The sequence below is a fragment of the Pseudomonas sp. R19M genome, assembly GCF_050312585.1.
Taxonomy (GTDB): domain Bacteria; phylum Pseudomonadota; class Gammaproteobacteria; order Pseudomonadales; family Pseudomonadaceae; genus Aquipseudomonas; species Aquipseudomonas palleroniana.
This window is the reverse complement of sequence record NZ_JBNPJV010000056.1, coordinates 20,546-31,318: the sequence shown is the minus strand read 5'-3', so window position 1 is coordinate 31,318 and position 10,773 is coordinate 20,546. Positions and strand designations below refer to the sequence as shown.

Here is a 10,773-nt window from a genome sequence, read left to right as displayed (position 1 = left end):
GGTGGGCCAGCTTTCAAATGCAGTGGCTGACACACCGCTATCGGGAGCAAGCCCCCTCCCACAAGGGGTTAGGCGATAGCTTGACGAACGAGTAGCAGCAGCAGGAAATGCACGGGATAGAGGGTATAGGCCCAGCGGCGCATGGCGGGCGGCGAGGCGTTTTTGGCGTGTCGCAATAAGACCAGGCCCGCCAGTGGCGCAATCAGGCAGGCAACCAATCCCATCAGCGCAACCGGCGTGCCGTTATCGAGCAATATCTGCCATTGGTTGGCGGCCACGCAGACCAAGCCCGGCAACACACTGAAATACCATCGGCGACGGAACACCAGCAGCATCACCAATGGCAGCAATACACCAAAGAAACCGAACATTAAGTGGCTTGAAAACAGGGCGGCTATCGTGACGGCGATCAGCGCCATGCCTCGATCAACCCGGCCCTTTTGCTGCCATCCTCGGGCAACCAGCAAACCCAGCGCCAAGGTTGGCAGCACATTCAACGTATCGGCATCCTCGATAAACAACCGGTACGGTACTTCGCTGATCGCGCTGAACAGCAACAACCAGCCCAGATAGCGCCAGCGGCCCCTTGCCGGCAGGACGCGGCCCCGATGCAGATTCGCCGCAATCGCCAGGCAAAACCACGGGAACGCCAGGCGCCCCGGCACATACAAGCCATCCAGGCTTAAGCCGACATAGCGCAGGTGATCCAGCACCATGCTCAGCAGCGCCAGCCACTTGAGCAGGTCCAGAGCGCCATCGCGGACACGTCCGACAGCCATTGTTTCAGTACCGTGCATAATTCCCCAGTGACTCTGCATTTACAGCGCGTGCGTATGCCCGACAATCTTGGTTACAGTGCGCACCAACATCGACCACAGGAATGGGCCATGACCGACAAGAGCCAACAATTCGCCAGCGACAACTACTCCGGCATCTGCCCGGAAGCCTGGGCCGCCATGGAACAAGCCAACCAGGGGCATCAACGCGCCTACGGCGATGATGAATGGACCCACCGCGCCGCCGACGGTTTCCGCAATCTGTTCGAAACCGACTGCGAAGTGTTCTTCGCCTTCAACGGTACCGCGGCCAACTCACTGGCGCTGTCCTCACTGTGCCAGAGCTACCATAGCGTGATTTGCTCGGAAACCGCTCACGTCGAAACCGACGAATGCGGCGCGCCGGAGTTTTTCTCCAACGGCTCGAAGCTGCTCATCGCCCGCACCGAAAATGGCAAGCTGACCCCGGAATCCATCCGCGAGATCGCCCTCAAGCGCCAGGACATCCACTACCCCAAACCCCGCGTAGTGACCCTGACCCAAGCCACCGAAGTCGGCAGCGTGTACACCCCGGATGAAATCCGCGCCATCAGCGCCACCTGCAAGGAACTGGGCCTGAACCTGCACATGGACGGCGCGCGCTTCTCCAACGCCTGCGCCTTCCTCGGTTGCTCCCCCGCCGACCTGACCTGGAAAGCCGGTGTGGACGTATTGTGCTTTGGCGGTACCAAGAACGGCATGGCCGTAGGCGAGGCGATCCTGTTCTTCAATCACAAACTGGCTGAAGACTTCGACTACCGCTGCAAACAGGCCGGCCAACTGGCGTCGAAAATGCGCTTTCTCTCCGCCCCCTGGGTGGGCCTGCTGGAAAATGACGCCTGGCTCAAGCATGCCCGGCACGCCAACCACTGCGCACAATTGCTGAGCAGCCTGGTGGCGGATATTCCAGGGGTTGAACTGATGTTCCCGGTGCAGGCCAACGGCGTCTTCCTGCAGCTCTCGGAACCAGCCATTGCCGCACTGACGGCCAAGGGCTGGCGCTTCTACACCTTCATCGGCAAAGGCGGCGCACGCTTCATGTGTGCGTGGGATACCGAGGAGGAGCGTGTAAGAGAATTAGCCGCGGATATTCGGACAGTGATGGGTGCCTGATACTGGCGTAACGCCGAGTCTGTTATTTGATATTTCTGACAGCCACACACTGGAATTTCATTGACTAGCCTCTTGGAACCCGAAAGGAAAAGGCCGCTGCACAGCCCGCCTTTCGGGCTAACCGCCTGCCGCATACCCGGCTGGAAACGGAAATCCAGAAGAGAGACAAACCATGGAATACCAAAGCAACGGCGACACTCTGCAAAGCGACGGCACTATCAGCACCACCGTCATCGATTGGGATGAATTCAGGAAGTACGCAAAAGTCGGTGACACCATCCGAGAGCCATCGCGCACACTGCGGATTTACGACAAAGTCTATGAATTGACAGCATCAGGCCAGCACTTCGTCGTCCACATCTACGCCCAATAACCCTCCTTGATCGATCGTTCCCACGCTCCGCGTGGGAATGCACGCCCCGGGCGCTCTGCGCCCAAGCCGCCCCCGATGCAAGGACGACCCCATGGGCAGAAGCCGCTACGTCATCACCGAACCCGAGAAACCACACTTCCTGACCTGTACCGTCATGGAATGGCTACCGTTGTTTACCCGTGATTACATCGTCGGCCATCTTCTGGATTGCTGGCGATACCAACAAAGCCATGAAGCCTTGAACCTTTACGGCTATGTCGTTCTCGAGAACCATCTGCATTTCGTCGCCCAGGCGCCTGACCTTGGCAAATGCGTCAGCCGATTCAAGTCCTTCACTGCCCGAACCATCATTGATGACCTGCAGAGCAAAGGCGCAGAACGTGTTTTGCAACGCCTGCGCTTCAGCAAACGCGCACACAAGGCGGATCGGGCTTATCAGCTTTGGCAGGAGGGCTCACACGCGGAGTTGGTGTACAGCGAGGCTGTGATGCACCAGAAGCTCGATTACATCCACCATAACCCGGTCAAACGGGGTTACGTGGATCTGGCTGAACACTGGAGGTATTCGAGTGCCCGCAACTATGCCGGAATGCCAGGGCTGATCGACATCCAACGCTGGTACTGACAGCTCGCGAGCCGATGATCGTCCCTGGCGGCGTTACCACGCGGAGCGTGGGAACGAGCTGAACGGGTGATCGTCCCCATGCTCCGCGTGGGGATGCAGCCCGTGACGCTCTGCGTCACACCGCAAGCCTTGCGTGAAAGCGGAACGCAGAGCGTCCCTGGCGGCGTTACCACGCGGAGCGTGGGAACGAGCTGGGCCGGTGATCGTGCCCATGCTCCGCGTGGGCATGCAGCCCGTGACGCTCTGCGTCACACCGTGAGCCTTGCGTGAAGGCGGGACGCAGAGCGTCCCTGGCGGCGTTCCCACGCGGAGCGTGGGAACGAGCTGCGCCGGTGATCGTGCCCATGCTCCGCGTGGGCATGCAGCCCGTGACGCTCTGCGTCACACCGTGAGCCTTGCGTGAGTTGGGCCGGTGAGCGTGGGAACGAGCTGAGTGGATCAGAACTCGATTCGCACATCACCTTTAGGCACGCTGCAGCACGACAGGATGTAACCCTCAGCTTCGTCTTCCTCAGTAATCCCGCCGTTGTGGTCCATCTCGACCTCTCCACCCAGCTTCATCACCTTGCACGTTCCGCAGATGCCCATGCCACACGCCTTTGGAATCAGCAGCCCAAGCTTGGCCGCTGCGGCATGCACCGTTTCGCCCGGAGCCACGCGAATGCTCTTGCCTGAAGCAATGAACTCCACTTGATGCAAATCCGCCAAATCGATTTCCGGCGCCTCGGCGGCTTGTTCAGCCTGCTCCACCGCATCGGCGCGGGCTTCCGGCGGCGTAGCCCCGAAGGATTCTTCGTGATAGCGCGCCATGTCGAAGCCTGCGGCCTCCAACAGGCGTTTCACGGCGTTCATATAGGGCGTTGGGCCACAGCAGAACACTTCGCGCTCCAGGAAGTCCGGCACCATCAGTTCGAGCATCTTGTGATTCAGGTAACCGCGATACCCCGCCCAGGGCTCACCCAAGCCGTGCTTCTCACAAATCAGGTGCAGGCTGAAGTTATCAATGCGCGACGCCATGTGTTCCAGCTCGCGGTGATAGATGATGTCCTTGGGCGAGCGGGCGCTGTGGATAAAGGTCATGTCAACGTTGGCGTTGGTGTCGTAGAACCAACGGGCCATGGACATCACCGGCGTGATTCCGACACCGCCGCTGAGGTACAGCACTTTAGGGCTCGGGAAGTCGATGGCATTGAACAGCCCGACCGGCCCGTGCACCGCCAACTCCTGGCCTTCGTGCAGGGTGTCGTGCAACCAGTTGGAAACCCGGCCGCCCGGGACGCGCTTGATCGTCACCGAGAAGCTGTACGGCACCGATGGCGAACTGGAAATGGTGTACGAGCGCATGATTGGCTGGCCGTCGATTTCCAACTCCAGGGTGACGAATTGCCCCGGCTTGAAAAAGAACAGGATCGGCTGGTCGGCCATGAAGCAAAAGGTGCGCACGTCCCAGGTTTCCTGGATGACTTTGACGCAACGGACGATATGCCGACCATTGGCCCAGGTCTGGGTAGTTACCGGGTTCAGGAAGTTATTGGACATGCTGTTCTCCGTAGCCGTAGGTCGGCCTGATGATGGCGATTTTGCGTAACGCCGAATGCGCCCATTTACCTATCTGCGACATTCACATACTTATCGCGACCAGCCCCCATACCACGGGGGTTGCGCGTCGGGATCAGAGTGGGCCATGTCGCTAATGGACAAGGTTCTGGCAGTCGGCGGCCCCACACTCCCCCCAACAACGACGCTTTCTTTACGCCTTGCGTAGTACAACCGTAGCCACTATTCGCCGGCCACACTGAATGGCCATGAGGACACATACGATGGACGTCACCGCAACCTTAAGCTTGGGCGATCCGCTGGAACCCGCACGCAAGGCCACCGCGCAAATGTTGCAAGAACGCGAGCGCACCTTTTCGCTGCCACAACCGTTCTATTCGGATGACCGGCTGTTCGATATCGACATGCAGGAGATCTTCCAGAAAGAGTGGCTGATCGCCGGCATGACCTGCGAGATCCCCACCAAGGGCAACTACCTGACCCTGCAAGTGGGCAAGAACCCGATCATCGTGATCCGTGGCGCCGAAGGCGTGGTGCATGCGTTCCACAACGTATGTCGCCACCGTGGCTCACGCCTGTGCACCAGCGACAAGGGCAAGGTCGCCAAGCTGGTCTGCCACTACCACCAGTGGACCTACGAACTGGACGGTCGCCTGCTGTTCGCCGGCACCGAGATGGGCGCCGACTTCGACATGAAGCAGTACGGCCTGAAACCGGTGAATGTGAAGACCGCCGGCGGCTACATCTTCATCAGCCTGGCCGAAAACCCGCCGGCCATCGACGACTTCCTGTCGACCTTGAATCACTACATGGAACCCTACGACATGGAGAACACCAAGGTGGCGGTGCAAACCACCTTGATGGAAAAAGCCAACTGGAAGCTGGTGCTGGAGAACAACCGCGAGTGCTACCACTGCAACGCCTCGCACCCCGAACTGCTGAAAACCCTGCTGGAATGGGACGACGTCACCGACCCCCGCGCCGACCAGGCGTTCAAGGACCATGTAGCCGCCTCCGCCGCAGCCTGGGATGCCGAGAAAATCCCTTACGCCCATGCCAGCTTTGGCTTGCGTAACCGTATCGTGCGCATGCCGCTGCTCAAGGGCACCGTGTCGATGACCATGGACGGCAAGCAGGGTTGCGCCAAACTCATGGGGCGCATCAAGAACCCGGACCTTGGCTCGATGCGCATCCTGCACCTGCCCCACTCATGGAACCACTGCATGGGCGACCACATCATCGTGTTCACCGTATGGCCGATCAGCGCCCAGGAAACCATGGTCACCACCAAGTGGATCGTGCACAAGGACGCCGTAGAGGGTGTGGACTACGACGTGGAACGTATGCGCCAGGTGTGGGACGCCACCAACGACCAGGACCGTCGCCTGGCCGAAGAAAACCAGCGCGGTATCAACTCCACCGCCTACCAGCCAGGCCCGTACTCCAAGACCTATGAGTTCGGCGTGGTCAACTTCGTGGATTGGTACAGCGAGCGCATGTTGAGCAACCTGGGGGCCGCTCCGGCGCCGTACCTCAAGGGCGTTGCGGTTCACGAATAACGCGTTGACCCTCCAGGGGCTGGTTTGTACAAAAAACATCCAGCCCCCGGATGCCTCTTGATTCCCCTGCCCTCCAGCCTTCGCCCAACAACTTATCCACAAAGCCACCCACAGCAATTGTGGGCAACTGCGCTCGCCCTCAGAAATTAACTGAAGAAAATCCGTGACTTGTTCAAGTGGATGATATCAAGCAGGCGCTGATCATTTTTTAACCACAACTCTACAAGCTACGTAAAACGTGGCCTGTAGTAGTACGCGAACACCTTATCCACAGAACCACCAACAGACTTTGGGGGCAACTTCAGCCTCGCTGTGGAAAACCACGCCAAACCTTCACAAAACACGGCATTCAGGATTTTCAGAGCACAAAAAGCCGAAATAGATCAAATTTTGACCAACTCCATGAAAGCCTTTATTCATAAGGGTTCCAGCCAATAGCGAACATCTTATCCACAGAAGCGCCAACAGACTTTGGGGGAAAGTCTGTGCAACGAAATGAATGAAATCAGGAAAAAACCTATAAAAAACCGCCAGTTAGACTGGTTATTTTTCGTACAGAGGGCTACAGGGCTTGATCTGTATGGGGTGTGGACAACCGCGAACAGGTTATCCACAGACGGTTCAACAGGGATTGTGGGTAATGTAGCAGCGAGCTTACTCGCGAAGAACCTGAGAGCGCCGCGTCAAACCGGGCACGCTGCATTATCGTTAACGTCTTCGCGAGCAAGCTCGCTCCTACAAGGATCAGCGAACCACGCCTTCCTCAACCAGCAGCTTGAGAATGGCTTCGGCGCCCGCTTGCGGGCTGAGTCCCTTGAGCACCTGGCCACCGCCGCCACTGGCTTTAGCGGTAGCCGCCTTCATCCGGTCGGCACCGCTCTTGGCCTTGATCACCTTGAGGCGTTTGGGCCGAGGCTTGGCCGGCTGCAGCACGGCGCCTGTGAATAACTCATCCTCCAGCACTTCAACCTCATGCGCCTCCAGCTCGCCGCGCTGCGCCGGGCCATAGGCACTCTGCCGAGGCTTGGGCGCCGCGTTATCCACCGTGGCGAGGAACGGCAGGCGCACCTTCAGGCGCCGCCTTTGGCCACGCGGCAAGGCTTGCAGCACATGGGCGACGCCGCCGTCGATAGACTCCACCTGGGCGAGCCCCACGATCAGCGGCCAGCCCAATTGCTCGGCCAGCAGGAACGGCAACATACCCGAGCCTTCGCCGGTTTCCGCCTGGCTGCCGGCGAGCACCACCTGGGCCCCCGCGTCGCGTAGATACTCACCGAGCACCGGCAAGGCATCGCTGCCGGCCGGTTGTTCCAGCACATGCAGTTGCGGCAAGCCCATGCCGAGATAACTGCGCAACGTCGGTTCGGCAGCATTGCCGGCGTGCAACACCTGCAACTTATCCCCAGCCATTTGCAGGCCCAGTTCGACCGCACGCGCATCCTGCTCCGCACGGCGCGGGCGCCCGGAAGTGGGATGGGCGCCAATGGAAACCAGGCTGATTACATTCGTCGTCATGGTCATAGTCCTAAGCTGCATCGCGCTTGGCGCCGTTGCGGTAGGCCGCCACCGCCTCGATCAAGGCTTGCAATATCGCGGCGCTCTCGCCGATCACCGACAGGTCGGCACGCTTGATCATGTCGCAACCGGGGTCGAGGTTGATCGCCACCACTTTGTCGCAGGCACCGATGCCTTGCAGGTGCTGGATCGCCCCGGAAATCCCCACGGCCACATACACACGGGCAGTGACCCAGGTGCCGCTGGCGCCGACCTGGCGATCGCGCGCCATGAAGCCGTCGTCCACCGCCACCCGCGACGCGCCTTCGGTGGCGCCCAGGGCGGCAGCGGTCTGGTGGAACAGCGCCCAATCCTTCACGCCGTTGCCGCCAGAGAAGATGAATTCGGCTTCGGCCATGGGAATCGCCGCCGGGTCCACCGCCACCGCACCAAGGTCTTCGATTCGCGGCAGGCTGCGAGCCAGGGTTGTGGATAACTCCACGGGCAACACTTCGTGACGGGTCTCGCTGACCGGGTCGGCACATTCGGCGGCGGCCAGAATCAAGCGTGGCAGCGGCCGGGCCAAGTCTTCCTGGCCGGCGCCGGCACGGCCGATGCATTCCTCACCCTTGATCTGCCAGACCCGCGTGGCCGGGCGCTCCTTGAGGCTGGCGGCAAACCGTCGGCCCAACTCACCGCCGCCACTGCGGCTATCGGGCAGCAGCCAGTGACGCGGGTTGAACTGGTTATCCACAGCGCGCAAACCTTGCACGCGTTGCTCCGGTGAATAACCGTCGAACTCGTGCCCTTCCAGCACCAGCAGGCGATCGACACCGGCCGTGGCAAAGGTACTTTCCTTGTGCTCGCCAAATACCACGGCCAGCACGGCGCCGTCGCTGCCGGCAAGTTGTCGGGCCAGGCCGAGCAAGTCGCGGTCGTGGCTGCTCAAGCGGCCGCCGACCATGTCCGGCACTACGTTGATATAGAACGCAGGCGCTGCCACCTGATGCAGTGGCAACTGCACTTCGGCGGCAGCCGTACGTTTGCTCACGCCGCCCTGTTGGGCGCCGCTGCGGTCGATGCGCTTGATGCCATTGGGCCCGATGAAACCGACGCCATGCACGTTCTTGCGCAGGATGCCGTTGGGCCCCATCCAGCTGTGTTGCACCGGCTGCATCGCCGCATGCAGCGGGTGCAGGCGGTTACGTGCAATCCATTCGGCCCGTGGGTCGCGGCGGATAATGTCGCTCATCAGTGCACCTCCGCAGGTTCACGTTTCAAGGGGGCTTTGGCCGGTGCGGCGTCTTCGAGCAACGCGTCGGCGACCAGTTCAGCGATGTCCTTGATCAATGGCCGAGGCTCGACCACCCCTTCAAGCATCGCCGTGCACTGTGGGCACCCTACCGCCACCAGCTCGGCGCCGGTTTCACGGATATCTTCCATGCGCATATCAGGAATACGTTGCTTGCCGGGGATGTCGGTGATCGGCGCGCCGCCACCGCCGCCGCAGCAGCGCGAACGGAAACCGGAGCGTTGCATCTCCTTGACCTCGATCCCCAGCGCCCGCAGCACCTGGCGCGGGGCTTCGTATTCGCCGTTGTAGCGGCCCAGGTAACAAGGGTCGTGGTAGGTCACGCTGTTGCCCTTGTGCTGGCCCAGGTTCAGCGCGCCCTCGCCGATCAGCTCGGCCATGAAGGTGCTGTGGTGCTGCACGAGGTAGTTACCGTTGAAGGCGCCATATTCGTTTTTCAGCACATGGAAACTGTGCGGGTCGCAGGTGACGATGCGCTTGAAGGTGTATTTGGCCAGGGTCTGGATGTTGCGCGTGGCCAGCAGCTGGAAGGTCGCTTCATCGCCCAGGCGGCGTGCCACATCACCGCTGTCACGTTCTTCCAGGCCGAGTACGGCGAAGTCGACCTTGGCGGCCTTGAGGACTTTGACGAAGGCGCGCAGGGTGCGTTGGTTGCGCATGTCGAAAGCGCCATCACCGACCCAGAACAGCACTTCGCAGCTGCCCTTGTCACTGAGCAACGGCAGGTTCAGGTCCGCCGCCCAGTTCAACCGGCCACCCGGTGCGAAACCGCCGGGGTTGTCGGTGGCGATCAGGTTTTCCAGGACTTCGGCACCTTTGTTCGGCGTGGCGCCTTTTTCCAGCGTCAGGTGGCGGCGCATGTCGACGATGGCATCCACGTGCTCGATCATCATCGGGCACTCTTCCACGCACGCGCGACAAGTGGTGCACGACCACAAGGTCTCGGCGTCCACCAGGCCGTTGACGATCGGTTGATGCGGGTTGCCGCCATGCTCGCCGATGACTTTGCCGGGATACGGGCTGCCGGCAAACTTGGCATCGGTGCCGCCGGCCAGGCCGACCACCATGTCTTGAATGAGTTTTTTCGGGTTCAGCGGCTGGCCGGCGGCAAAGGCCGGGCAGGCGGCCTCGCACTTGCCGCACTGCACGCAGGCGTCGAAGCCGAGCAGTTGGTTCCAGGTGAAATCCTTGGGTTTTTCCACACCCAGGGGCGCGGTTTTATCGCGCAGGTCCAGCGGTTTCAAACCGGTCGAACGCCCGCCGCCGAAGCGCTCGGCGCGACGGTGCCAGGCCAGGTGCAGGGCACCGGCAAAGGCGTGCTTCATCGGGCCGCCCCAGGTCATGCCGAAGAACATCTCCGAGACGCCCCACAGCACCCCCACGCTCAAGATCGCCGCGAGCAACCAGCCGCCGAAGTCGGCGGGCAGAATCCCGGCCACCGGCAAGGTCACCAGGAAGAAGCTCACCGAGAACGCCATCAGGCTTTTCGGCAGGCGCATCCAAGGGCCTTTCGACAGGCGTGAGGGCGGGTTGCGCCGGCGCAGATAGACGAAGGTGGCGCCAACAAACATCAGCACCGAGGCCAGCAGCAAGGCGTAGCCCAGGATGCGGCTCTGCAGGCCGAAACCATGCACCAGGATGGCGAGCAGCGCCGACAGCACGAAGCCCAGCGCCGTGGCGACGTGGGTGTTGGCAATGTATTTGTCGCGGGCGACCACATGGTGCAGGTCGACCATGTAGCGCTTGGGCATGGCCAGCAGGCCGCCCAGCAGGTCGACTTTCGAGGCACGACCACGGCGCCACATGTTCACCCGGCGCAGGGCGCCGAGGACCGCGAGGCCCAGAGCGGCAAATAACAGGATAGGCAGCAAGGTGTTCAACATGGTGAAGCTCCCACAGACCACACAGGTCTAATGTGGGAGGGG

General features: G+C 61.0%; 9 protein-coding genes. 4 read left to right on the top strand and 5 right to left on the bottom strand.

Annotated features, from left to right (window positions below):
- Positions 1-68: 68 nt before the first annotated feature.
- Positions 69-797, bottom strand: a complete 729-nt coding sequence (locus tag ACQRBT_RS11555; RefSeq protein ID WP_412047664.1) for a TraX family protein — start codon at positions 795-797, stop codon at positions 69-71.
- A gap of 90 nt (positions 798-887) precedes the next feature.
- Between ACQRBT_RS11555 and ACQRBT_RS11550 the strand changes: the two genes are divergently transcribed.
- The 3 genes from ACQRBT_RS11550 (at position 888) to ACQRBT_RS11540 (ending at position 2,926) form a co-directional block, all read left to right on the top strand.
- On the top strand, positions 888-1,928 hold the full coding sequence (locus ACQRBT_RS11550; protein ID WP_060753363.1) for a low specificity L-threonine aldolase: 1,041 nt from the start codon (positions 888-890) through the stop codon (positions 1,926-1,928).
- Positions 1,929-2,100: 172 nt separating this feature from the next.
- Positions 2,101-2,301 carry a hypothetical protein gene (locus ACQRBT_RS11545; RefSeq protein WP_090368345.1) on the top strand — a complete coding sequence of 67 codons (201 nt, stop codon included), beginning with the start codon at positions 2,101-2,103 and terminating at the stop codon, positions 2,299-2,301.
- 91 nt (positions 2,302-2,392) lie between these two features.
- Complete coding sequence (locus ACQRBT_RS11540; RefSeq protein ID WP_161548690.1) at positions 2,393-2,926, top strand: REP-associated tyrosine transposase; 534 nt, start codon at positions 2,393-2,395, stop codon at positions 2,924-2,926.
- Between the two features lie 438 nt (positions 2,927-3,364).
- On the opposite strand, the gene gbcB is transcribed toward ACQRBT_RS11540, so the two are convergent.
- A complete protein-coding gene (gene gbcB, locus ACQRBT_RS11535) occupies positions 3,365-4,465 on the bottom strand; it encodes a glycine-betaine demethylase subunit GbcB (RefSeq protein ID WP_060753366.1) in 1,101 nt (366 codons plus the stop codon).
- Positions 4,466-4,746: 281 nt separating this feature from the next.
- Between gbcB and gbcA the strand changes: the two genes are divergently transcribed.
- Positions 4,747-6,042, top strand: a complete 1,296-nt coding sequence (gene gbcA, locus ACQRBT_RS11530) for a glycine-betaine demethylase subunit GbcA (protein ID WP_060753367.1) — start codon at positions 4,747-4,749, stop codon at positions 6,040-6,042.
- 744 nt (positions 6,043-6,786) lie between these two features.
- On the opposite strand, the gene ACQRBT_RS11525 is transcribed toward gbcA, so the two are convergent.
- Genes ACQRBT_RS11525 through dgcB form a run of 3 tightly spaced genes read right to left on the bottom strand, consistent with a single transcriptional unit; the run spans position 6,787 to position 10,731 of the window.
- Complete coding sequence (locus ACQRBT_RS11525) at positions 6,787-7,557, bottom strand: electron transfer flavoprotein subunit beta (protein WP_412047665.1); 771 nt, start codon at positions 7,555-7,557, stop codon at positions 6,787-6,789.
- A gap of 10 nt (positions 7,558-7,567) precedes the next feature.
- Complete coding sequence (locus ACQRBT_RS11520; RefSeq protein WP_412047666.1) at positions 7,568-8,788, bottom strand: electron transfer flavoprotein subunit alpha/FixB family protein; 1,221 nt, start codon at positions 8,786-8,788, stop codon at positions 7,568-7,570.
- A complete protein-coding gene (dgcB, locus tag ACQRBT_RS11515) occupies positions 8,788-10,731 on the bottom strand; it encodes a dimethylglycine demethylation protein DgcB (protein ID WP_412047667.1) in 1,944 nt (647 codons plus the stop codon). Before dgcB ends, ACQRBT_RS11520 begins: the two co-directional genes overlap by 1 nt.
- Positions 10,732-10,773 lie beyond the last annotated feature (42 nt).

Excerpts from the sequence above, each read along its gene's own strand:
- ACQRBT_RS11520 (WP_412047666.1), bottom strand. The coding sequence starts at position 8,788 with ATGAGCGACATTATCCGCCGCGACCCACGGGCCGAATGGATTGCACGT.
- ACQRBT_RS11540 (WP_161548690.1), top strand. The coding sequence starts at position 2,393 with ATGGGCAGAAGCCGCTACGTCATCACCGAACCCGAGAAACCACACTTC.
- dgcB (WP_412047667.1), bottom strand. The coding sequence starts at position 10,731 with ATGTTGAACACCTTGCTGCCTATCCTGTTATTTGCCGCTCTGGGCCTC.
- gbcB (WP_060753366.1), bottom strand. The coding sequence starts at position 4,465 with ATGTCCAATAACTTCCTGAACCCGGTAACTACCCAGACCTGGGCCAAT.
- ACQRBT_RS11555 (WP_412047664.1), bottom strand. The coding sequence starts at position 797 with ATGCACGGTACTGAAACAATGGCTGTCGGACGTGTCCGCGATGGCGCT.
- gbcA (WP_060753367.1), top strand. The coding sequence starts at position 4,747 with ATGGACGTCACCGCAACCTTAAGCTTGGGCGATCCGCTGGAACCCGCA.
- ACQRBT_RS11525 (WP_412047665.1), bottom strand. The coding sequence starts at position 7,557 with ATGACGACGAATGTAATCAGCCTGGTTTCCATTGGCGCCCATCCCACT.
- ACQRBT_RS11550 (WP_060753363.1), top strand. The coding sequence starts at position 888 with ATGACCGACAAGAGCCAACAATTCGCCAGCGACAACTACTCCGGCATC.
- ACQRBT_RS11545 (WP_090368345.1), top strand. The coding sequence starts at position 2,101 with ATGGAATACCAAAGCAACGGCGACACTCTGCAAAGCGACGGCACTATC.